This window comes from Mesorhizobium sp. WSM4809 (genome assembly GCF_055811655.1).
In genome coordinates, this window is sequence record NZ_JBVVQW010000019.1 from 76,065 (window position 1) to 97,501 (window position 21,437).

A 21,437-nucleotide genomic window follows, 5' to 3' on the forward strand; every position below is an offset into this window, starting at 1 on the left:
CTGCCGAGAACCTCCGAAGTCGATCTCGCGGCAGGGCTGTTTGTCAGCTGGGCTGATGAAAATGCGTTGTCTAAGCCGGAGCCCCGAGGTGTTTTCATGCGGGCTTCGTAAACGCCATCATCGAACCGTTTGTTGGAATCTTAGCGCAAACAATCGGACCCGACGATCACAGGCCGCGGCGCTCGCCCACTGCCAGTCAGACTTGGCCCATATTCTGATGGCCGTCAAAACAGTCGCCTTCATCCGACGAACCCATTCTTGCACAGGAAGATTCCTGTGAGGATACCGAAAGCTCATTGGAGCGGGTTCGGAATAGCCACGATTGCGAAGCAGGAATTCCAGCGGCGGAGCCTGTGGGCAACGGCTCCTCTTTTACGAAGCACTTCAGGCATTGAGTAAAGAACACTGGTACATTTCGGACAGGTGGTCGAATGGCAATCATCAGAACCTCACCTGGTCCGCCGATCAGGGTGAAGAACCTGGATGGAGCGCTGCACTCAGCCTAACCCGAGTGGGCGATCGGCAATATGCCTGACCAGCGAATTGATGCTTTCGTTGCCCGGAAGGACCGCTCTCCTCGGTTCTTGCTCTCTCAGTTGAACTTGATGCTAGCCTGCACGAACACGCCATAGCGCTCTACCTCCCCACTTCTCGACCTGCGGGGAAAAACCGACCTTTTCGAAATGAGCGGTGCCGTTATTCGACACGCCCCAGTAGCGGGAGCCGACCCCGATGTTGAACAAATCCGCGACCTCGTACTTCAACACCGCCTCGATCTGGACACCATGCCCATCGCCGTCCTCGGGGATTTGCCCGATGAAAGAGCGCATATGGTGCTGATCTTTGCCGTCGAGCCGCGTGAACAGGAGCGCCACCTCAGCAGAAAGGCTGAGGTGCCCGGTGAGTTGCATCTGGCCGGCCAGGCCGAGTCGCAGCGAATGCCAATCGCCGCGCGATCGACCGAGACAGTTATCTAGGCCCCCTTTTTGCCGTCGCGGCCTGCTGGTGGGCGCGAACAGAGGTGCTGTCGATCATCTGGATGTCACCGTCGCGCGCGGCGGTGATGGCATCCATCAGCCGGTCCCACACGCCCGCCTTCCGCCATCGCGAAGCGGTTGTAGCAGGTGGTTCGTGGTTCGTAGCGGCAACGCCCAACATCCCGCCTAAAAGCAATCGGCGCTGGAAGCGTGCTTCAGCAAACGGCTCTACGGTGATCGCAATCTGATCGAGCGCTTCTTCTCCAGGCTGAAGCACTTCCGCCGCATCGCCACCCGCTACGACAAGCTCGCCAACAACTTCCTCGCTATGGTCCAGCTCGCCTCAATGCGCCTGTGGCTGCGCGCTTATGAGTCTACGGCCAAAGATACTGTTCGCCTATCTGTCAGTAGCCATTTAGCTCTTATGTTTCAGAATTCTATCTACAAATATACCCATAATTACCAATCCAGCAATTCCGAAAATGGCGAAGCCAAGAGGTGATAACCATCCCCCCGAAACTGAGGATGCTTCTTCAGGAGTCAATTCTGTAACATTAAGCTGGCATATCCATAAGGTCTCTTTCCTGGCCGGTTGTTCCAATGATAACCTTCTGGCAGCTCTAGCTGACAGCAGGCTGAAAGCCTCCCGATATTTTTCGCCGCAGCGGTTCAGCGTAGGGTCGCTATAGTGGCCTCGCGTGATCGTGAAGTACTGTTTACTGGAGGCATAAGCTAGTAGAATCGCGTCCCCGCACATCGTCTTAATGATGCTTAAGATATCTTTCCAATGCTGCTATAGCCAGTCCTAACGCACCAACTGCGCCAAATCCTGCCACCGCTGCCCAGAACCACCGCCCTCCGGAGGTTGCGCATGCTTCTTCGCGCGTTAACTCGGTCACACCATAGGCTTGCATATTGGTCTTCATCTTTTCTCCTTTCCTAGCTTGAATATCAGGGGTGAAACAATAGCTTCACCGTAGCAGCGTGTGCCGCTGTACAACGAGATCATCAAAGGTCGTGCCAACTGACAGAAAACCCCAAACAGCGTTTATGCATGTTCTTTGACGGCTTAGTTGCGAACGCGGCCGAACATCGCCATGTAGCGAATTCGACAAACCCGACAAGAGCCTACCAAAGGTCATTCTATATCGTCTGGAGAGGATGCTCTCTTCCGCACATGTCGGCTTCATTTGTTCTCCGTAGAGAAAAGGCAGATCGGTCAACGATGCTGTCGGCCGGCAGATCGCCGGTCCTCCTTTCATAGAGCCCAAGAGAGAATGAATCCGTGATGCCGGTCGGCGGCGTATGCTGCCAGGGAAAGAGAACCCGATCTCGGCCTTGAGCCGTGGGAAGGCAATTGCGACATCCCAATCCCACGGGGAACGTCTTAGAACCCTGTTCAGCAGATGCAAAACATGGAGTGCGCACATCACGGAAAAGCATCGCGGATGGCGGACCCGACAACAGGAAACCTAAAGCAGCACTAAGTCCGTCGCGTTGGGTTGGCGATGAGGTCAGGACCCTTATGTCGGACAGCGGCCGGACGGCCTAAGCAACCGAGGCTGTGTCCACTGGGTCACAGTTGCCTGCCATGACGCAACTCGACCGATCGGCCGCTTGGGCCTTGGCCGGCGTACGGTTACCCCTCACTGTCCAATATCGGTCAATTTCCTTGTGGCACGCTAGATGCAGGGGTCCTTCCGAACACATCAAGGATGCGTCCTATGATCAGGCCCACGGAAGAATGCTATCGCTGTATTCGAGACCGCGCCCTCGCGGATCCCCAAGCTGCTCAAACGTCGACGGGTTATGTTGGAGGGAGCGACTGCGCCCGATTAAAACACGGGATAAGCTTGGAAAGCATCTCGCTGACCGAGACGCGATCATTCGAAGCGGGGAGCGGGCCGTCGATCGCGCCGCCCCACACCTCGCCGACATGAGTGTCAATCTCACCACTATGCTGGGATCCATGGGCTTCACAGCTGACCACACGAAAGCTTCTAGCAACTCCAGCGGCACGGAGGAGAATGCCCGTGTGGAGCGTACACCAAGTGGCCGATATTCGCCGCGATCGTCGCCTGATTGGGAAACACCTACACGAACAGAGCGAGTAGAGCTCTCTTGCATTGGAGTGGGTGCCGGACCGTCCAATTTGAGCCTTGCGTGTCAGATACACGAGCAAATGGGGCAAGGGGCCCTGTTCCTGGATCGGCAAGTCGATTTCCGCTGGCACCCAGGTAGCGCATTCGATTCCTCGGAGCTCCAGGTCAGCCACTTCAAGGATCTGGTCACGCTCGTAAATCCGCGATCAGCCTACACTTTCATAAACTACCTGCACGAGAACGGGCGTCTCTACCATTTCCTGAATGCACAGTTCGAGGCCGTGCTCAGAGCTGAGTTCGAGCAATATCTGAGCTGGGCCTTCCAAAGGAACCCGCTTGTTCGCGGCGGCCAGACAGTGCGCGAAATTCGCTTTGACGGCGAGTTTCGGGTGCGCACGGATAACGCGGCTCTCGGCGCCAGAAACGTCGTGATCGGCATTGGCAAGCAGGCGAAAGTTCCGCCTCAGTTTAAGGGGTGGACTGGACGCAACCTGTTCCACTCATCTGAACTACGGCACATCCACCCTGAGGTGCACAAAAAGCGTGTCTGCGTGGTCGGCGGAGGACAGTCGGGAGCCGAGGTGCTGTTGCATCTCGTCGGTCGGCCGGAAGAAGGGCGGCCTGCCTCAATCACTTGGGCCTCGCAACGCGAAAACTACCTACCCCTCGACGACAGCCCGTTCACAAACGAGTTGTTCATGCCCTGCTTTTCGGATCGTTTTGCGGCTATGAGCGAGTCACACCGCAGGCTGTTCCTGCGGCGTTTTATGCTTGCTTCGGACGGCATTTCGGAAAGCACGTTGCGCGCTGTTTATCGGGCGCTGTACCGCCACGCATTTCTTGAGCCAAACCGATGCGCAATCGCACTGCGGCCGGGCTGCACGGTCTTGCACTGTACCAATGCCGGCGCGGCTCACAGGCTGACCCTGCGGCACGGCATGGACGAATTCGAAGAAGTCACGGCCAACATCGTCATCCTGGCCACCGGTTACGAGAACGCGGTACCAGCCTTCCTGGAACCGATGGCGGACCGGCTGGAAAAGATCGACAATGAACTGGCCATTGGCGACGATTTTTCGGTGGGCTGGGACGGACCGTGTGACAGACGCATCTTCGTACAAAACGCGAGCCTCGGGCAGCGCGGGCTGGCTGATCCGAATCTAAGCCTACTGGCCTGGCGAGCGCGTCGCATCCTCGACAGCCTTCTGGGGCGCGCGCCTCGCGCCGACTCTGAGTATCCCGGCTTCATCAGCCCTACCTCCGTCGACAGCTGGTTCGACCCCGTTGCAGAAATGGGTGGCGGGATATGACCCGCCGACTACGGATCATCGGCAGTGGCATCCAAGGAACGATGGCGGCCTTCGCCGTAGCGAAAGCCGGAGCCTTCTCCGAAATCATCGCAGCTGAAATAGTTGGACTCAGCTGCCCATCTCATTACTCCGCGGGCCAGCATTTCTCCTTCGGCCGCAAAGACCTTAGCAGGTCGCTCACTCGAAAATGCGCAGTGGCCCTGGTGGCCATTGCTGGGTCGACGCTCAGCGGAGGGTACCGGCCCGTAGCAGTGGGTGTCGTGGCTCATCGTTGGAGCTCATGTCGCGCATGTGCCGGCCCTGATCGCCCAGCCTCAATGGGACCGTGTCGCAGAAACTTGTGTGGGGAACGGCTTGCGCTGGGTCAGACTGCACGAAAGGTCGCCGACCGAGCAGTCGCATCATCAACAGCATGGTCGGCCGTGTACCCTTCAGACGTACCGCTCCGCAGACGTTTACAAGCCTCGACGATCTCTCCAGTGAGGAGGGACAACAAAGCCCTGCAACATACCCGGAGCGGAACGTGCTTAGCACCGCCGCCCCAGATGCCGTGGAGTACCGTCTGCGTCGATGCACAGCCTGACCCGAGCCCGACTGCCATAAGCGGGATGTTAGACCACTGTCCTACGAACAGGAGGCCTTTCGCATGTTGACTGATGCACATAGAGAAAAGTGGCAGAAGGACGGCTATGTCAGGCTCGAAAGGTTCTTCGATGCCGTGGCTGTGGAACGCATTTCCAGCTTTGTTGAAGACGTATCACGTTGGGAGGTCAGCGATGACAAATGGCTCATGTGGTTCGAGAAGACGATGGATAATCGAAAGATCACCTCCAAGGCCGAGAATATTCTCGACATCTATCACATTCCACACGGGTTGCCCTACCGGATGGTCCATGCGGTCGTTGCGGTAGGCGTCGACCACTCCGACCCGGGCAACGGCGGGTTTTTCTTCAGCCCCGGCAACCATAAGAAGGGGATCGTTCCCATGGATGCCGGTGGGGTGATTAATCCCGAGGTCGCCAAAACATTCTCCTTGGAACCCGTAGTATGGAAGGCTGGCGACATCTTCATCTTCGACGATTAGCACCGCATTACTCGCAGCCGAATAAAAGCAACCGTTCGCAGCCGACGCTCTACTTGGTCTTCCAGCGTGCTTCAACCGGTGGACCGACCCGCGCCGAATATAATGGGCTTAAGCGTGCCCTCAATCCACCAGAGGGGAAAGTGGCTGATTTAGACAACCCTCAAGCCGCCAAACGGCATTTTCTATCGCGATTGAACCAGGCAACAGGCGAGGCATGCACCCGAATGATCGAACGTTCAAAAAATGCGGAGAGTTTGGCGATCTGATTTGTGGCCACGAGAGCATTGCCGAAGCCCCGTTACGATGCTTCCGGCACGTCGATCATTGTGGTGGGCGGCCGGTCTTCTCTGACGCCCAAAGCCCCATTGGCGTCCGTCGTCGCCAGCCTGGGGCCAGAGCCGGATTATTCTGACGGATGCGCCAACGTGTCCGGGCTACCGCCTCTCTTCGCAGCAGAGGTTGTTTCGTTGGCAGCAGAAGATACCACTGCTTCAACAGCTGAGGTTCGTCATGCGGAAATCCACGTTTTCTCGAACGGAGCTGTCGCGGGCGTTCGGTATCGACATGGCCACGCTTGGAACAGGAAGCGCGGGCACTGGGTTTTCCTTCGGCAAGGTGGCACCGGGCACCACATCTGAGCCCCATCGACACGACGAAATCGAGGCTTTTGTGGTCCTGTCTGGCGCGGGCAAGGTCAGGACCGACCTTGGGGAAATCTCGGTCAAAGCCGGCGATGTCGTTCTGTTTCACCCTTTTGAAGCACATGTGCTGCGCAACGATGGTGACGAAGACCTAAATTTCGTCGATGTCTACTGGCGTGACGGCAACGCCGCCCTCGATGCAGCTGTAAAGACCGCGACTCCGCGCGGACCGATCTTCGTCTTCTCCACGCCGCCGGCGCCCAATGGCGATCTGCATCTAGGGCATCTTTCTGGCCCTTGTTTTGGCGCCGACGTGTACACGCGTTTCCTGCGCATGAAAGGGGCCGAAGCTTACCACCTGACTGGGAGCGACCATTACCAGAGCTACGTCGCGACGCGTGCCGATGCCGAGCAATCGACGCCCGCAAAGGTGGCGCGCCAGTACGCCGACGAGATTCGAGCCACGCTTGCGCTTCTTGACTGTGAGGTCCACAGCTTCCTCCCCGCTTTGGGCGATAGCGCCTATGCAGAGTTTCAAGCCGCGTGTTTTCGTAGTCTTCTGAGCAGCACAGCGGTAGATCTGCGCGAAAGCCCCGCGCTCTTCGATGCTTTGAAAGGCGACTACCTTTACGAACCGCATGTAAGCGGCCTCTGCCCGGATTGCCGCAGCTCGGCTGGCGGAAATATCTGCGAGGAATGCGGCGCGCCGAACCTATGCCACAACTTGGGTACGGCCCGGTCGCGGCACTCGGCCGAGACGCCCGTGGTCGGCTCTGTGCGTCGTGCCGAACTTGCGCTGGAACGGTGCTACGTCAATATCGACAGGCACTTAACGGCGTCGGGCGCCCCCGTTCGGATCATGGACCTCTTCGCGCGTTTACGCGAACGCGGCGACTTTTCCGTGCCCATTACCCACCCCGCGGACTGGGGCCTGCCGGCCGAAGGGCTCCCGGGGCAGGTGATCTCGGTTTGGCCGGAGATGGCTTTCGGATTTGTTTTCAACATCCAGGCGCTAGCTCGCTTGCTTGGGCGCGACTGGAATGCGGCGATGCCCAGCAATGACTGGCAGATTGTCCATTTCTTCGGCTTCGATAATTCCTTCTACCACGCGCTACTTTATCCCGCGCTATATGCTGAGGTCTTCTCGCACTGGACGCCGCGCATCCGGTATCATGTGAACGAGTTCTACCTGCTCGATGGTAAGAAGTTCTCGACCAGCCGCGGCCAGGCGGTTTGGGGCAAGGAGGTTCTTAGCCCAAAGACAGTCGATGCCGTGCGTCTCCATTTGGGCCTGACACGGCCGGAAGGCGAGCGGGCGAACTTCACTCTGGAAGCGCTACGTCGCACCGAGGACGAGGTGTTCCAAGGGATTTGGCTGAAATGGCTTAATGCGCTGCACGGCGAAATCAAGCAGCATTTTGGCGGCTGTGCGCCCGACGCAGGCGACTGGGGACCCGCCGATCGCGCTTTCTTCGCTCGGATAGAAATCCATCGCGCGGCGATGGAACGCACCTATTCGGATGATGGCTTCTCGGTCCGGCACGCGGCCGCGCAGGCCTGCGATTTCGTGCGCGATTGCGTGACCTACCGTCAGGCGCAAAACTATGCAGCGGCGCGGCGTCTCTACCCCGCCCGCACCCGGACTTCACTCGCGCTTCAGGCTACAGCCGCTGCGATCCTGGCGCAGACACTCGCACCACTGATGCCCCGATTTTCCAGCACGCTGGCGCGAGGCATCGATGGGGTCTCAATCGAAAGATGGCCCACGTCCGTCCGGCGCCTTCCGCCGGGGACGACCTTTGATCTCGGACCCGTGCTAGGGACCTACCTCAATCCTATTCTCAATCCCCCCGAAGCGGTATAAGACACCCTAGTCTCGACCAGATCTGCCCGGCAATAAACGCTGTGATGCCGAAAGATCTCCAGGTGTTCAGTCCCGATGTCAAGTGGACCGGATAGATGCGGAAGCGATCTGGCTGTTTGGCCATGCCGTGCAGATAGCTTCGTAACGTGTAAGGCCATGAAGGGTCTTGAGCCGCCTGGCGAAGTTGTATCCATCGAGGAGGGCGGCAAGGTGATTTTCAAGTTGCCGGTGGGTCTCACGGTGATATCGCCGGACGGTTGCCTCCTTCAGCGTCCGGCTCATCCGTTCGAGTTGGCCGTTGGTCCATGGGTGGTTGGGCTTGGTGAGACGGTGATCGATGCCATGCCTGCAGCAGGTCCGGTCGATGGGGTGGCCGCGCCACGGCAGCATGAGCTTCACATATCAGCGGAGCAGACGCGAATGCCAGAGCAGCCCGGTGTACCAGGAACCTGCAAGGCTTCCCAACCTCCGTCACGAAAACATGGAAGATGCGTGCGAAGATTCCGGCGCAGTGCGAAACAGCATACGCCGCATCCGGCGGTTCGCACTTGATGCGCTGGGCCTCATCGATTCGGCTCATGATAAAAGATCAGCCATGAGCCGGAAGGCAGTCGCTGCACGCGGGAGCCAGTGTTGGAGATCGCCCGCGCACTTTCGGGCGGTGCCGAAGTGCTGCTGCTCGACGAGCCGATGCCAATCTTACCTCAGCAAGACAGCCCCGGTTCTCTGCCCTCAAGCGTCTGACGCATGAGTGATGCGTGTCCCAAAGCTGACAGGCGTAGAAAAATGTCGGGTTCAAAACAACCGCCCGTCTTAGGCTTCTGCGGTTTTTCGAAGCCGAATCCCGCAGTTGCTTCACGCTAAGCGCGCTGGCACGGCCTTTGCTGGTTAAAATGCGGAGATACTGAGTGAGGGCTGCCCGCATGAGACACGCAAAACGATTGATGGTCTCCTAACTCGTTATTCCGTTCTGAAAGAAGAACCAGCTCGCGTATTACGTACGGAAAGGTGTGGGAAATGGATTTGGAGACAAGAGGGTGTTGCGTAGTGAGTCCCCGGCTCCTCGACCAAAGTCGACGACTGGCTACGTCGGGAGCCCCTCTCGAGCTTTGAGCCCGGCAAAGTGTACCTCGTGGAATTTTGGGCGACTTGGTGCGGACCCTGTGTGGCGGCGATGCCCCATCTGATGCAGTTGCAAGAAAAGTATCAAGACAGCGGATTTGAGGTCGTTGGAGTGGCAGCTAGCGAAGAGGACCCGACCGCTGGGGACGCACGGACCAGCTTGGATGCTTGGCTGACCGAGAGGTTCCCGAAGCTGGTTCATGGGATCGCGTTCGACTACGCAGATGAAATGAATGGATTGTGGATGGAAACCAGTTCTTCTCTCGGCATTCCCACCTGGTTCGTGGTCGACCGCGATGGCCACATCGCTTTCATCGGAAAACCGGCGGAACTTGACGATGTTTTACCGAAGGTCCTCAACGGCAGCTGGCGAGGCTCCGATGAAGCGAAAGCCGCCGATCTAGGGCCGATCTCTAGCAATCAACGTACAACGCGCGAACTATCGCTGAGCGAACCGATATTCGCCAAACTTCGGCTGGCGATCCACGCCGGGGACTGGACGGGGGCACTCTCGGCCGTCGAACAAGGCCTCCCCTTGATGCGCGATAAGATCGGGTTCCGGGAAACTCATGCGGATCTGCTGCTGCCCAAGCTACGCGACACTCAGACCGGCTTCCCAGCCATGCGCCAGCCAGCTGAGGACGCCATCGACAAAAAATTCGAGTCCGTCTCTTGGGTGGTCATGGCCCTGAATCAACTCTTCGATCCGGCGATGGAAAATTCTCATCTCCCCCGTGCGGAGCGCTCTGCGATGGGCGACAAGCTCTCGGAACAGATCCTGAGCTTGAATCCCCCGCAAGGCGACAGACCCTTAAATTCCGATGGTACGTCCCGGTCGCTCAACATTATTACGAGAGCGGCAACAAAGATCGCGGATCGAGCTGGCACTGAAATCTCTGGGCGATCCCGAGACGATGCCGGACCACATCAAACAGTACTACCTTACCCCATTGCTACAAGCCCTGGCCATGAGCAGAGATCGCAAAGGGATCACAAGTGGAATTGGAGGCCTGGTCAATTCGCCAGTTTTCTGCGGGGTGCCCGCTGTAAGTATGTCCATGCAGCAAAGGGCGGATCGTTCGCTGCAGGTCAAGGCTTGTGTCTTATGACCTTCAACCGAATCGCCGCGGGCGCGATGTTCGACGCCACTCTGGCCCGTCCTAGGAGACGTCACATTCCAGAACTTTGTTCAAGATCAGCCAAAAGGACGGCATTAACGTGGAAACGACCCGGCCAAGCCGGACGTTGGCTGCGTAAGCGGACCCGAAGTCCGCGTACCCGAAAGCAGAAATTGTCTTTCGTGACGAGCACTGAAATTGAGGAAAACGAAATGTCACACAGCGCCTGGCCCTGCCGTCAAGAAGGACGGCGAGGCTTGCCCGCCCGTTCGGCATACCTAGTGCCGTGGGCCGGTGCTCAGGGCTTCCATGACTCGTTGCTTTCATCATCACGAAGGAACTCCGTCGGAAGACCCGATCATTGGCAATCCGGATCCGGACGTGCTGCGGAGGCCCGACTCCTTCTACACCGCAGTGGGGGTTCCGATCGAGGGCCGCTCCAGCCGTGATGACATCGCCACCAAAGTGAAATCGGATCGGGAGTCGGGCGTGCGCTTTTCAAGGTCGGGCAGTCGCGTTTTGTCGAGATGTTCACCGGTTCGGCATCGAGACTTTCCGGAACGCCCATGCCGGTACGAAACTGGTCGACGATGCGACGGGAGCCTTTGCCTGTCCCGATGTTGGCGGGGGTGAAGAAACTGATTTTAGAGGAATGATCATGTCAAACCTAGATGAGATCATGAAGAAAGTCCGAAAGCTTCAAATACGCGCGGCAATTGCTAAGTCGAACTTGCGCGATCTTGCGGAGGGCCTCCCGGTCAAATGGACTGAGATAGAGGAGGTCGCGGAGGAAACGCACGCCGTCTATGCCGAGTTGGATGTCGCCAGGAGAGAGCTCGCTACAATGAAGACATTAGGATGACGAGCACATTCAATAGCCGCGATGGCTCCATATGGGTGCCGCAATATCTGATTGCGATAGATCGCAAGATCTGTATCGGCTGCGGCCGCTGTTTCAAGGTCTGCTCACGCGAGGTCATCCATCTTTACGGCGTCGATGACGCTGGTGAAATCCTCGGAGCCTGCGACGGCGATGACGATGACTTCGGTGGCGAGCTCAATCGCATGGTCATGGTCGTCAACTATGCCGGCCGATGCATTGGTTGTGGAGCCTGCGGGCGCGTCTGCCCAAAGAACTGCCAGACCCATGTTCCGGCTGACCAGATCGGAGCATGAGCAGCATGAGCTGCATGATTCGACGGGACAAAACCAGGAGAACGGGGTTGCGTTTCATAGTTTTTTGTCGGTTCCTGGGGCTGGCCCTGTGCGGCAATGCTATGATTGCTTACTTCGCTTTCCATTCGATCCCTCTCGCGATCGTAACGACGCTGGCCTGCTCGTTGCTGTTCCAGGTGGTGTATTTCGCAAGCGTGCTCTTTCTGATCTGGCGATCCGGTTCCGCTCGCGAAGCTCGCCATAGTGCTGACGTTTTGGATCGTGGCCACCAACTCCGATACCACCGGCCCGATGATGGTGATGAGGGTAGGAATGAAACTTCAGATGTGTCCCAGCGAAATCAAATGCTCGGCATATCGCTGCTCCTCCTTTGAGGCTTCGTGATGTTCGATTCATCAAATTAGAACTCGAGCCGATTGTTGGAGGAACACTGTCCTTGTTATGCTCGAGCCGAATGCATTCGGGTCATTCCCGCCCAAAGATCCGGTATTCCGGTTGTTTAAGCTCCGAAACCTGCCGCAGCATGCCCACCCGGGGGGTGTTTCGTCTCACTAACCAACGCAGCTGACCTCAACGAACGGCGCGTTCAATAACCTGGTGCGCAGCTGGTTTTTTCAAATCGCCTGTTGCTGGAGAAAACATCCTGGAACAGTTCGAACGCCATACGCTCACCTTCGGACCTCTGATTTCATGAGGATCTTGGCGGTGACCGCGGCGACCATGCGGGTGTGGTTGGAATGTACGCCGCCGATGTTGACTAGCGTATCGACATCGGACGCAATCGCGTCGGGAACGATGTATTCGAGCTTGCGCAGCTTGTTGCCGCCCAACGCCAGACCAGAGTTGCAGTCTTCGCGTTTGGCGAAGATTTCGACCTTTCCCCCAGATGCTTGCCAGGCGGTCAAGCTTCTCGATGGGCGTGGACGCAGTCTACGACCGGGTCGGCAACGTTCTTTTGAGCCGCAACATGGGCGCAGAGGTGCGCCTGGTTGACGATGCTTTGACATCGGCATCCGCTACAGCTGGGATGTCTATGACTGGTAGCATTCCGAATATGGAGATCCTGGACGGCCGTGAGCGTCGACGGCCGGTGACGACGGCGGAGAACCTGTCGATGCTCGAGGAGACCTCCGCGCCGGACGTGACGGTAAGCCCTGTCGCGCTCCTCCCGAGCCTGATGGCGAATTCGTTGCCTGGATCGAGGAGGTCATCGGGACACTGCCACCCCCTATGGCTATCGCCGCGTTCACGCCGTGCTGCGCAGAAAAGCCTGCACCGCAGGCACCGGCGCCGAACCACAAGCGGTTCCACCGGGTCATAAAGCTGTATGGCCGTCTTCTCAACGGACATGCGGGAGGCCATGAAGAACGCCGCCGTGACGGGCGGGTCGCGGTTGATTGCTCGAACCTGCACAGGTGTTCCGTCGGCTTCCAGATCAGCTGTGACAATGGCGAGAAGGTTCGCGTCGCCTTCGATCTCGACTGCCGCGACCGCGAGGCCACCGCCCATGTCGCCACCACCGTGGAATCAAGGGCCGGACTTGGGTGACGATCGGCTATTGTTCACCCCGCGAGTTCACCGCGGAACAAACCCAACCCGGATCGTGTCCGATCATTCTGGGGCAACAACAGAGGCTGCGGATTGCTCCTGTTCGCCATGGGTCGGAAATGGCGTAATCGACAATTCGAGTAAATCCAGGGCGCGCTCAAGTATCGGCTTGGTCCCATCAAGAGTGCTTGACGTGGCGATTACATGTCCGATGCGGTCTCGGCAATCGCCTTTTCTGACGATTGACGCCTTAGCTTTCACGTACAGTTTCACCTCTACTATACCTGGTACAGCAGCCGCTTGACACTCGCCGCCGATCCAATCCAAGCAGCCATCGCGATTAGCAAGCAGAATCCTTGCGGCCGCAAAGTGCGAATGCCTTTTGTGCAAATTCCATTCCTCCCCGATGACGAGCTTAATGTGCTCTGTGACGAGATCTACACCGTAAGCTAGTTCGACTAGTCGAGGAGTAGGGGTGCCAGCAAGACGCGGATTGACCTCAATGACGACTGGACCACGCTTCGTCCACCGGAGATCAATATTCGCCGGCCCCCAGCCAAGGCTGAGAGCTCGCAAGCAGCTCAGCGAAACATCTGCAACGCGCCTATGCTCGTCATTCGTGAGCGAGGCCGGGTAGATATACTCACGACTGAGAAAATGCGGGGGGGGGCCGAACTCAGCAGCGCCGATCCCAATGAGCTCATTTTCCATCATTTCAGCGCTATAATGGTGGCCTTGCGCGAATTCTTCGACCAGGATCTTCGGTGAAGTCCGCCACGGGTGTTTCCCCCCCAACAGATGGGCCGTATGTTCGACTAACTCATCGAAGTTGCGGCATAATCGCACACCGATGCTGCCGATGCCTACGGCAGGCTTGAGAACCACCGGCAGCCCGATCTCTGCGGCAGCGCTTTCTATGTCCCTGGCGCTCGCTGCCAACCGATAAGCAGGTATTGGGATCCCACCCTCCGCTAGGAGCTGGCGTTGAATGAATTTGTCACAGCATCGCTCAATGGATGTGGGATTCGGTCCGGGCATGTCGAAATGCTGGCAGAGCTTGCTAACTGCCGCATAGAACTGCTCCTCGGCGCCCGCGATGCCAACAATATCGTAGGTCTCCAACAGCTGGGAACATTTGCAGATCAGCGCATCGAGATTATCCGTATCGACGCGGGTTACCTCAAAGTGTTCTGGGGCAAGATAGTCAAAGCGAGCTGGATCAGCCGACAGAATAATTGGAAGAAGGCCAAGACGCTGGGCCGCTTGAACGTACAGAAGAGTGTTGCTGGCACCCTCGACCATGATTAACGCTCTTCTTGCCATCAGCTCTATCTCCGACCATTTATGTTGGATTACGCGCGCAAACATCAGTGGCAAGTGTACCACATCAGCGATTTGGAATCGAAAATCTTTTGTGAAGAGATGCGAAGATCTGTGAACGGCGTAATAGCCAGATTGTAGGGGGCGACCGCGAAGGTAAAGGCCCAGCCGACCCGGTCGCCGCCACGGACCGGGAATTGTCCTGTCCGGCGACCGTCTTGATCCAGCCGAACGCCTCTTCGATGCGCTTTCTGATCCGCTGGCTGACGATAGCCGCCAGGCGCGTGGTGCGCGCGTCAATTGCCGGACGACGTCCGCTCGTGTCCTGCGCCACTTGCGGCGTCACCTTCATCGAGCGCAGTTCGTTGACGAATCTTCCGCATCATAAGCCTTGTCGGTGCCGAGCGTGATGGCCAATGTCAGGCAGCCGTCGACCAAAAAGATGACCGTGGCGATTTTCCATCGGCCCGTGTCCATGAAGCACAGCTTGGCCTTCGTTCCTTTCCCCTTCTTGTAGAGCCTGGCAAAGGGATTGGTGGTCGAGGCATGCGTCTCGTTCGTCCGCTTCTGGCAATGGAAATCGGCTTCCGCATTGCGGCCGCCGCTATTTTCTGGCGGCTCGCCGCCCCATTCCTCGGCTTGACACTCTTCATCGATGCCCAGGCCTCAATGCGAGTGTGGTCGACCGAGAAGTGATCGCTGGAGAGAAGAGTCCCAGTAGGACGCACGAGAGGAACCGTCATCATTTCATGTTCCACGCTCTCCGCTCGGCCGTGTCCGGTTAAGACGACGTCTATATGCGAAACACGACACACTGAGGCGCAAGTATTCTGGCGGGGAGCCGCGAACGCATGGATTTTCTCGCGTTGCTCGCACGATCTCTTCGATGGCACGCCGATTGCAATGGACACCGTGAGGCCGCGCGGGGCCTGGACGATCCGTAGCACAGTCAGACAATTAAGCCCGACCCGATGAAACGACAGCGGGCACAAATCCAAGGAGTCGCCACATGCGGGTAGCCGTTGTTTGGAACAATGATCGTACGGGCGTGATCAACCGGTTCGGTCAGCCTCGTCGGGGCGAATACGGCCGCGAGACTTTCGATGACTTGATGGCAGCACTGCAGGAGGGCGGTCACGAGACGCTGCTTTGCGAAGGGGACAAAGGACTGCTCACAACGCTTGAGCGGTTTATGCCACCCGATCGGCAAGCCCGTCCTTCGGGAATCGCCTTCAACAGGGCGTTCGGAATTCAGGGCGACTGCTATTACACCCACGTTCCGGCCATGCTCGAGATGGCCGGCGTTCCATACACCGGACCGAGCCCCCTCGGGCATGGGCTGGCGGACGATAAGGTGATAACCAAGACGCTCATACGCGACTGCGGCGTGCCGACTCCAAATTTTCGCGTTATGCGCCGCGGCACCGAGAGTACCGGCGACCTCCGATTCCCAATGGTAGTGAAGCCGCGTCACGAAGACAACAGCTTTGGTTTGCAGCTCGTACATGAGCCCACTCAGCTGAGTGAAGCCGTGGAAGTAATCGTCACGCAGTATGCGCAGGATGCGCTCGTGGAAGAATATATCGACGGCCGAGAAGTCTGCGTTGCGCTGCTAGGAAACGGAGAACTCGACGTGCTTCCCGCGGTGGAGATCGACCTCGACGAGACTGGTCTTGTGACCTGGGAAGCGAAGTACCTGGCGGCGGCGAGCCTACCGCAGATTTGCCCGGCGCAAATCGGAGGCAGCCTTGCGAAGTTGCTGCAGGAAATTTCGGTTGCCTCGTTCCGTGCCTGCGAGTGCCGGGACTATGCCCGGATCGACCTCCGGATCGACCGCTCCGGCCAACCGTTCGTCCTCGAGATCAACTCGATGCCAGGGCTCAGTCTGCACTCCCCTTATACCACAGCGGCGATGACTGCCGGACACAGCTACTCGAGCATGGTCAATTGCATCCTTGATGCCGCCCACATGCGATACTTCGGGTTCGGCATCCCCTAGTTGCCGGCCATCGATCGCTCGAAAGACATTCACCGGCCACGATGCTTGAGATAATTTAGTCGACATGGCATCTACCGGTACTATCGCTGACCGGACGAACCGGCCACATAAACATCGTAATCTCCCGAAGCTGGTCGAGCCGACCCGCACCACAGCGCCCGGACGCAAAAAAGGTTGCAACAGATCCTTTAAACAAAACCACGCAATCTTTGCGACCGCTGAGATCTGACGCTGAGGCCTGCAACCCGAGATCTGAAGTCGGCCGCCGGCAGACTCGCGATCTAAACTGGCGGATGGAGATCGACGCGGACAAGATCGATGACGCGGCCTTGGCGCTGCTTTGGCTGACGCTGCACAATGAGCGATGCGCCTGGAGGGAGCGAGCGGCTGAACCAGGAGATCAAGCGGCGTACCCTGGTCGTGCGCATCTTCCCCAACCCGCAGAGCTGCCGCGGCTGGTGCGGGCGTTGGTGGTGGAGATCCACGAGAACTGGCTCGAGGCGACCCGCTATCTCAACATGGAGCATATGCGCGAGCACAAGAACGAGAGCCTGAGGGCATTTGCCGCCTGAGCACCGCCATTGTGTCCGCCGCTCCGCGAGACGCGGGGGCTGCGCCGCGGACACGCCAACGTCACCGCTGAATGCCACGCCATCTTTGCATAACTTGACGCACACAACTACGGAGCGGCAGAAGACGGCTCTCCCGTGTTCTGCGCCTGCAGTTTTTCAAGTTCATCGCGAGTCAACTCGCATGTGTCGTGGCGATGGAAGCCCGCGGCAGTTCCCACCACTGCGCCCGTCAGATGGCTCGGCTTGGCCATGAGCCAAGACTGATCGCCCCAGCCTATTTCAAACCATCAAGCGGCAGAAGAACGACGTCGCCGATGCGGAGGCGATCGTCGAAGCAGCGCAACGACCGATAATGCGCTTTGTCGAACCGAAGACCAAGGAGCAGCAGTCCCGGGCTATCGTGTTCGTACCAGAGAGCAGTTCGTGAATCAGCCAACCGAATTGGTGAATGCGCTGCGCGCGCACCTCTATTTCGGTTATGCTTGCTCCGCAAGGCATCGGCCACCTACGACGGCTGGCAGAAATCGTCGAGGACGAAAGCGCAGAGCTGCCGGATCTGGTCCGCGACATGTGCAGCGCTCTCCTGACCAGATCGACCAGTGAGCAGCCGGCTCGCGGCATTGAAGAAGACGATGGCACGCTGTCCAACCAAGCTGCAACATCTCGATGCTTGCAAACCATGCCCGGTGTCGGCCCTATCACTGCCCTTGCCATTGAAACCTTTGCTGCCGATGCAGGCTTTCAAGTGCAGTCGCGATTTCGCAGCCTGACTCGGGCTGGTCCCTCGGCAGAAGTCGAGCGGCGGCAAGCAGCGACTAGGGAAGGTATCGACTGGGCCAGCGTGATATTCGGCGGTTGCTCATCATCGGTGCCATGGCCGTGGCCCGATGGGCATCTGTGAGGCGCGCGCCCCACGGCTACTGGCTTGCCCGCTTGACGTGGAAGAAACCGCGCATGCTGGTGGCAATCGCGCTGGCCAACAAGATGGCGCGTGGCATCTGGGCCATGCTGACGAACAGGAGGACTACCGAGATTCGGCGACTGTGCCTGCGTGGCTTGCTGAGACCGAGACGTCGGAGATGTGAGGAAGGCATGAACCGCATGGCAAATGATCGATCAGATCGGGGTCAAGGAAAATCAGAGTCAGTTGAGAGTCCACGCAAGCTCGCTTTGCTGATTTGGACCTGATCCGCGCATCACCATACTGGCCCGCGGCATATGGAACGCCGCAAATCAAGGCCTGACACATGACCGCACTCGATCACATGCCCAATGCTTCAGTCTTCCTTGCATAACGGCTAACATCCACACATGACTTGACGTGTCTTTGGAAGAGACCGAGATCTTTGTCGTCGACGAGAACGGCCGGATCGTGAAGGAAGGCGAGCGGCGAGTGAGCCGAGGACGCTTTATGTGGCCCTGCGGAAAATTATTCTGGCGCTGGAGCGTATCGGGGCTCGAAGCCTGCTCGGTGACAACCTGGCCTTAGGACGGTACTCAGGGTGACTCCCAGATTATCGCGTTAGTCCACTTATTGAGTAGCGATCCCGAAGCTGAGAAAAAATAGAGCACGTGGAGGTTAGGACATACCGTTATAGATTACTCTACATGTTTCATTCAACGAAGTTTGTAAGATCTGCATATGAGGATATATTGGCATACCAGTGAGTAATTTCCTCGTCGACCGAGATATGCTTTGTCGCAACAATGCTAACCCACGCGCCGGACTCTTCGTCGGTCCACACGATTTTAGCGTTTGGGTTAAAAGAGTGATTAACGATAGAGGTTAAACCGAAAACGACATAACCTATCAGAGGACGCTCTGTGACATGCCTATCGCATCGAACGAAGTAGTATTGGATGAGTTCTGTATGATCTAAGAACGTCGCTGCTGAGTCGTCAAATCCCCACGTCGGTGCGTGTTCAATCACGTCGCCAACATTAAAAGGCATGTTTGCAAATACGCCACGACCTTTTATGGGGACAATTTTAACGTAAACAGCCTTACTACGGTCAAAGACCTTGTTGACCATTGTGAATTCCTTTGTTGCTGAGCGTGACGATTTTCTTAATTGTGTTGATCTCTGTCGGATTCGTATCCACCTTTTGGCCTCTGTAGCGGCTGGGGGGGGGCGAGATCCATGCCGATACCTGAATTCATCCAAATCGAGGTATCGGCATCCCGCTATGCCCTCCACCGCCAATCCAACATCTCGGTACGTCCTTCCGCTGAGAAAACATCATGGGATCGGTAGGGCGCATATTCTGCAGGAAGAACTTGAAGTTTCATTTCACAGGAATTCCCTTCAGCGCTCGTTTTTCGGTAGCGAACATAGCCCATCACCAAGCTTCGTATACCTATCAATGCTAGTGGGTAGCTTGAGCTGCGTACGTCACTTGGAGCACAATCAAATGCCGACTTGCTGGGCATGACGTTAGGACTGTCAAGGGAAGTGAGATTTGACGTTCCCGAGCGTGTTGCTGCCAACATGACCGCGTATTCATCCGGCCGCCGTCGAGGATGATCCGCTCCGCCGTTTCCGCGCGCCATGCCTTCACGGTCAGTTGCACTGTCCTACGCTCTTCTTCGTGAAGCGCCACGATCGGCACTCATGAGGCGCTGCAGCGCCGTGACTGTCGAGAGTGTCGGCTCGGCTTCAAGCCATGCCCGAATCGGGCCTAATACGGCTCCGCCACCCTCGGCCTCTTTGGATAGGGTTTGGCTCGCCGCTGCGACCTTCCATGCGTGACCCCTTTCTCCCAGCCGCCCAGCCATCTTCAGGCTCGCGGCGAAGCGCTGAGAGTCGAAGGCGACAAGTGCCTCGGGCTTCCCATCAGCGAAAGGTGAGAACGCTGTCGTGCGCGACTTCTGGCTTGGCGCGGACCGCCATAGTGACGAAGAACATGAGCTGACCACCGCGACTAGGCCGAGGAACTTCGCCAGCTTCTCGGCGGTCTCGAGCCTCGCCTCCTCGGCACGGCAGCCGGATTTCATGACCTTGTGGAACACCTCCGCCTCCAGCGCAGGGCGTACCAGCTGAGCTTGTCGGCCGCCACGGAGAGATCTTCGACCGGCAAGTTGGTCACCAGTTTGCAGTCGATCGGCTCGTGGCCGGGCGGCGGATTCTCTTCGAGTGCGTGGATGTAATTCAGAGCCTGCGGACTGTAGATGAGCAGGATCGTGTGGGGCAGCATCGCAGGCCGCTCCGCCAGTCTGTTCGTCTGCACGCGCACGAGGAAGGCTGGCACCAAGGTCCTGCGCAGTGCAATAGAGCTCGTAGATGTCGCTCTCCCGGTCACCCACATGTACGCAGCGCTCGGGCGCGCCAACGAGCGCGATGGACTGGCGCAGGTTCTCCAGCCAGCGGTAGCTCTCCTTCGTCTCGATCGGCATGCGCGCGGGATTGATGTGCCGCTTGAGCGCGAGCGTTCCCTTGAACTTCGTTCGTGTCCAGACCTTCGCCGCCGTCAGACCGAGGGCGGTGCCGGTGAGGGTGGCGGTCAGGCTCGTATGCATCAGCACCACGCACGAGGTCAGCACGTTGGGCTGTCCGGCCTTGTAGCGCCCGGCGTTGATGATTTCGGTGAAGCCAATTCTGCCCGGCTGCGCGCGGCTGCACTCGCCGCCGCCCAGTCGCCGCAGGCCGCCGGGATCGACTTGCCCGGCGCAGCTAACATCTGATCCAGCAACCGTTGCCGCCGACAGGCGCTTGTCGGGAAGGGCCGCCGCAGAAAGCCTTCCTCCTGCCAAGCGGCTTCGCTGCAGCTGGCGTTGTCTCGCATTCGTAACGCCTCCTTGATTCCGCGTCACTGACAGAATCACAGCAGATGCGTATGGCAGTAGACCCGCCGACGGTCTGAGTACTTGAAAGCTTCGCCGAATGGATACGATTCAGGAGCAAATCTCGTCGAAAATACTACGCGGCGAGCGGCCTTGACCGGAAACAACGATTGGAGAGAGACACATCCCAATCGAACGGTCTGAATAGAAGCCTCGCCGCTTAGTCTATGTCAGGGCACCGCCCCTGATCGAGCCAACCGAGCTGGCTCGTCGCTGGCATTGTCCTGCGTTGACTCCAGCCGTGGGGGCACGAGCCGGACAAACAGCGCTAGTGACAGCCGCACCATAAGCTGGTTCAAGGCCGCGACGCTCGTCTGGCCGGTGGCACGGGCTTCTGGGTGGCACCCTGCGCACCGCCCCGCTGAGTGGCGTCTAACCGCGGACAATGTGAGACTGCATCTCGAAGCATAGACGATGACGAAAGTGCTTCTTTGGCAGATCGAATGGACGGACGACGATCACTGCAGGCGCTCGCGAGGGTAGCTCCCTTTCAACCCGGCGCCAGCCGATCATTGCCCTAGACCGTCTCCTTGTCGATCAGCTCCTGATCGGTCAGCGTGCGCAGGAGATGGTTGGACAATAATCGCAAGCACATAGGCGCGTCCGTCCACGCGGCAGCGCAGTTATCTGCTTGTCAGTTGAACCAGGCATTCAAGCCACCTATGAGTTGAATCCTCACGGTGAGCCGATTGCAAGTCTGATGATTCCGACATCGTTCTCAATGTCGATCTCTGTTCCAAATGGCTCGGAGAGCTTCTGCAGA

At 58.0% G+C, this 21,437-nt stretch carries 16 protein-coding genes and 8 pseudogenes; 14 read left to right on the plus strand and 10 right to left on the minus strand.

Annotated elements, in window-relative coordinates; genetic code table 11:
* Window positions 1-608: 608 nt before the first annotated feature.
* Window positions 609-911, minus strand: a complete 303-nt coding sequence (locus AC0L24_RS29485) for a hypothetical protein (protein WP_473564655.1) — start codon at window positions 909-911, stop codon at window positions 609-611.
* Between the two features lie 36 nt (window positions 912-947).
* Window positions 948-1,144: pseudogene (locus AC0L24_RS29490) on the minus strand (IS5/IS1182 family transposase); the annotation flags it as partial.
* Between AC0L24_RS29490 and AC0L24_RS29495 the strand changes: the two are divergent.
* A pseudogene (locus AC0L24_RS29495) lies at window positions 1,145-1,338 on the plus strand (transposase); the annotation flags it as partial.
* Window positions 1,339-1,738: 400 nt separating this feature from the next.
* Here AC0L24_RS29495 and AC0L24_RS29500 read toward each other — a convergent pair.
* Window positions 1,739-1,903 carry a hypothetical protein gene (locus AC0L24_RS29500; protein ID WP_473564630.1) on the minus strand — a complete coding sequence of 55 codons (165 nt, stop codon included), beginning with the start codon at window positions 1,901-1,903 and terminating at the stop codon, window positions 1,739-1,741.
* A 1,043-nt stretch (window positions 1,904-2,946) separates the two neighbouring features.
* Between AC0L24_RS29500 and AC0L24_RS29505 the strand changes: the two genes are divergently transcribed.
* The 3 genes from AC0L24_RS29505 (at window position 2,947) to AC0L24_RS29515 (ending at window position 7,978) form a co-directional block, all read left to right on the plus strand.
* Window positions 2,947-4,389 (plus strand): lysine N(6)-hydroxylase/L-ornithine N(5)-oxygenase family protein, encoded by a 1,443-nt coding sequence (locus tag AC0L24_RS29505; RefSeq protein ID WP_473564631.1) that lies wholly within the window; start codon window positions 2,947-2,949, stop codon window positions 4,387-4,389.
* Window positions 4,390-5,035: 646 nt separating this feature from the next.
* Window positions 5,036-5,473: a phytanoyl-CoA dioxygenase family protein gene (locus AC0L24_RS29510; protein ID WP_473564632.1), complete on the plus strand. Its 438-nt coding sequence runs from the start codon at window positions 5,036-5,038 to the stop codon at window positions 5,471-5,473.
* 510 nt (window positions 5,474-5,983) lie between these two features.
* Window positions 5,984-7,978: a class I tRNA ligase family protein gene (locus tag AC0L24_RS29515; protein WP_473564633.1), complete on the plus strand. Its 1,995-nt coding sequence runs from the start codon at window positions 5,984-5,986 to the stop codon at window positions 7,976-7,978.
* A 64-nt stretch (window positions 7,979-8,042) separates the two neighbouring features.
* Here AC0L24_RS29515 and AC0L24_RS29520 read toward each other — a convergent pair.
* Window positions 8,043-8,350: pseudogene (locus tag AC0L24_RS29520) on the minus strand (integrase core domain-containing protein); the annotation flags it as partial.
* A 760-nt stretch (window positions 8,351-9,110) separates the two neighbouring features.
* On the opposite strand from AC0L24_RS29520, the gene AC0L24_RS29525 reads away from it, so the two are divergent.
* From AC0L24_RS29525 to AC0L24_RS29540, 4 genes are all read left to right on the plus strand, one after another.
* The gene (locus tag AC0L24_RS29525; RefSeq protein WP_473564654.1) at window positions 9,111-10,667 is read left to right on the plus strand and encodes a TlpA disulfide reductase family protein; all 1,557 of its coding nucleotides are present in this window, start codon (window positions 9,111-9,113) and stop codon (window positions 10,665-10,667) included.
* A 209-nt stretch (window positions 10,668-10,876) separates the two neighbouring features.
* Entirely contained in the window at window positions 10,877-11,080 is a 204-nt protein-coding gene (locus AC0L24_RS29530) for a CCE_0567 family metalloprotein (protein WP_473564634.1), read from the plus strand.
* Window positions 11,077-11,394, plus strand: a complete 318-nt coding sequence (fdxB, locus tag AC0L24_RS29535; RefSeq protein WP_473564635.1) for a ferredoxin III, nif-specific — start codon at window positions 11,077-11,079, stop codon at window positions 11,392-11,394. The genes AC0L24_RS29530 and fdxB overlap by 4 nt, the downstream gene beginning before the upstream one ends.
* Window positions 11,395-11,441: 47 nt before the next feature.
* Window positions 11,442-11,768 (plus strand): exopolysaccharide production repressor protein, encoded by a 327-nt coding sequence (locus AC0L24_RS29540; RefSeq protein WP_473564636.1) that lies wholly within the window; start codon window positions 11,442-11,444, stop codon window positions 11,766-11,768.
* A 312-nt stretch (window positions 11,769-12,080) separates the two neighbouring features.
* On the opposite strand, the pseudogene AC0L24_RS29545 reads toward AC0L24_RS29540, so the two are convergent.
* Window positions 12,081-12,309 (minus strand): annotated as a pseudogene (locus AC0L24_RS29545) (1-aminocyclopropane-1-carboxylate deaminase); the annotation flags it as partial.
* A 7-nt stretch (window positions 12,310-12,316) separates the two neighbouring features.
* Here AC0L24_RS29545 and AC0L24_RS29550 point away from each other — a divergent pair.
* Together AC0L24_RS29550 and AC0L24_RS29555 are read left to right on the plus strand one after the other, a co-directional pair.
* A pseudogene (locus AC0L24_RS29550) lies at window positions 12,317-12,423 on the plus strand (1-aminocyclopropane-1-carboxylate deaminase); the annotation flags it as partial.
* Window positions 12,424-12,624: 201 nt separating this feature from the next.
* Complete coding sequence (locus tag AC0L24_RS29555) at window positions 12,625-12,942, plus strand: hypothetical protein (RefSeq protein WP_473564637.1); 318 nt, start codon at window positions 12,625-12,627, stop codon at window positions 12,940-12,942.
* A 63-nt stretch (window positions 12,943-13,005) separates the two neighbouring features.
* On the opposite strand, the gene AC0L24_RS29560 is transcribed toward AC0L24_RS29555, so the two are convergent.
* Window positions 13,006-14,265 carry an ATP-grasp domain-containing protein gene (locus AC0L24_RS29560; protein WP_473564638.1) on the minus strand — a complete coding sequence of 420 codons (1,260 nt, stop codon included), beginning with the start codon at window positions 14,263-14,265 and terminating at the stop codon, window positions 13,006-13,008.
* Window positions 14,266-14,309: 44 nt separating this feature from the next.
* Window positions 14,310-14,972 (minus strand): annotated as a pseudogene (locus tag AC0L24_RS29565) (transposase); the annotation flags it as partial.
* A gap of 299 nt (window positions 14,973-15,271) precedes the next feature.
* Between AC0L24_RS29565 and AC0L24_RS29570 the strand changes: the two are divergent.
* From AC0L24_RS29570 to AC0L24_RS29585, 4 genes and pseudogenes are all read left to right on the plus strand, one after another.
* Entirely contained in the window at window positions 15,272-16,261 is a 990-nt protein-coding gene (locus tag AC0L24_RS29570; RefSeq protein WP_473564639.1) for a D-alanine--D-alanine ligase family protein, read from the plus strand.
* Window positions 16,262-16,554: 293 nt separating this feature from the next.
* Window positions 16,555-16,638, plus strand: a pseudogene (locus tag AC0L24_RS29575) (DUF6429 family protein); the annotation flags it as partial.
* 4 nt (window positions 16,639-16,642) lie between these two features.
* Window positions 16,643-16,833 (plus strand): annotated as a pseudogene (locus AC0L24_RS29580) (transposase); the annotation flags it as partial.
* Window positions 16,834-17,281: 448 nt separating this feature from the next.
* The gene (locus tag AC0L24_RS29585; RefSeq protein ID WP_473564641.1) at window positions 17,282-17,734 is read left to right on the plus strand and encodes a hypothetical protein; all 453 of its coding nucleotides are present in this window, start codon (window positions 17,282-17,284) and stop codon (window positions 17,732-17,734) included.
* Window positions 17,735-18,446: 712 nt separating this feature from the next.
* Here AC0L24_RS29585 and AC0L24_RS29590 read toward each other — a convergent pair.
* The 3 genes from AC0L24_RS29590 to AC0L24_RS29600 all read right to left on the minus strand — a co-directional run bounded on the left by AC0L24_RS29590 (window position 18,447) and on the right by AC0L24_RS29600 (window position 20,616).
* Complete coding sequence (locus AC0L24_RS29590) at window positions 18,447-18,866, minus strand: SET domain-containing protein-lysine N-methyltransferase (RefSeq protein WP_473564642.1); 420 nt, start codon at window positions 18,864-18,866, stop codon at window positions 18,447-18,449.
* A gap of 542 nt (window positions 18,867-19,408) precedes the next feature.
* Window positions 19,409-20,374: a hypothetical protein gene (locus tag AC0L24_RS29595; RefSeq protein ID WP_473564643.1), complete on the minus strand. Its 966-nt coding sequence runs from the start codon at window positions 20,372-20,374 to the stop codon at window positions 19,409-19,411.
* Entirely contained in the window at window positions 20,368-20,616 is a 249-nt protein-coding gene (locus AC0L24_RS29600) for a transposase DNA-binding-containing protein (protein WP_473564644.1), read from the minus strand. Before AC0L24_RS29600 ends, AC0L24_RS29595 begins: the two co-directional genes overlap by 7 nt.
* Window positions 20,617-21,437: the final 821 nt, after the last annotated feature.

Excerpts from the sequence above, each read along its gene's own strand:
- AC0L24_RS29485 (WP_473564655.1), bottom strand. The coding sequence starts at position 911 with ATGCAACTCACCGGGCACCTCAGCCTTTCTGCTGAGGTGGCGCTCCTG.
- AC0L24_RS29500 (WP_473564630.1), bottom strand. The coding sequence starts at position 1,903 with ATGAAGACCAATATGCAAGCCTATGGTGTGACCGAGTTAACGCGCGAA.
- AC0L24_RS29505 (WP_473564631.1), top strand. The coding sequence starts at position 2,947 with ATGGGCTTCACAGCTGACCACACGAAAGCTTCTAGCAACTCCAGCGGC.
- AC0L24_RS29510 (WP_473564632.1), top strand. The coding sequence starts at position 5,036 with ATGTTGACTGATGCACATAGAGAAAAGTGGCAGAAGGACGGCTATGTC.
- AC0L24_RS29515 (WP_473564633.1), top strand. The coding sequence starts at position 5,984 with ATGCGGAAATCCACGTTTTCTCGAACGGAGCTGTCGCGGGCGTTCGGT.
- AC0L24_RS29530 (WP_473564634.1), top strand. The coding sequence starts at position 10,877 with ATGTCAAACCTAGATGAGATCATGAAGAAAGTCCGAAAGCTTCAAATA.
- fdxB (WP_473564635.1), top strand. The coding sequence starts at position 11,077 with ATGACGAGCACATTCAATAGCCGCGATGGCTCCATATGGGTGCCGCAA.
- AC0L24_RS29555 (WP_473564637.1), top strand. The coding sequence starts at position 12,625 with ATGGCTATCGCCGCGTTCACGCCGTGCTGCGCAGAAAAGCCTGCACCG.
- AC0L24_RS29560 (WP_473564638.1), bottom strand. The coding sequence starts at position 14,265 with ATGGCAAGAAGAGCGTTAATCATGGTCGAGGGTGCCAGCAACACTCTT.
- AC0L24_RS29570 (WP_473564639.1), top strand. The coding sequence starts at position 15,272 with ATGCGGGTAGCCGTTGTTTGGAACAATGATCGTACGGGCGTGATCAAC.
- AC0L24_RS29585 (WP_473564641.1), top strand. The coding sequence starts at position 17,282 with ATGCGCTGCGCGCGCACCTCTATTTCGGTTATGCTTGCTCCGCAAGGC.
- AC0L24_RS29590 (WP_473564642.1), bottom strand. The coding sequence starts at position 18,866 with ATGGTCAACAAGGTCTTTGACCGTAGTAAGGCTGTTTACGTTAAAATT.
- AC0L24_RS29600 (WP_473564644.1), bottom strand. The coding sequence starts at position 20,616 with ATGCGAGACAACGCCAGCTGCAGCGAAGCCGCTTGGCAGGAGGAAGGC.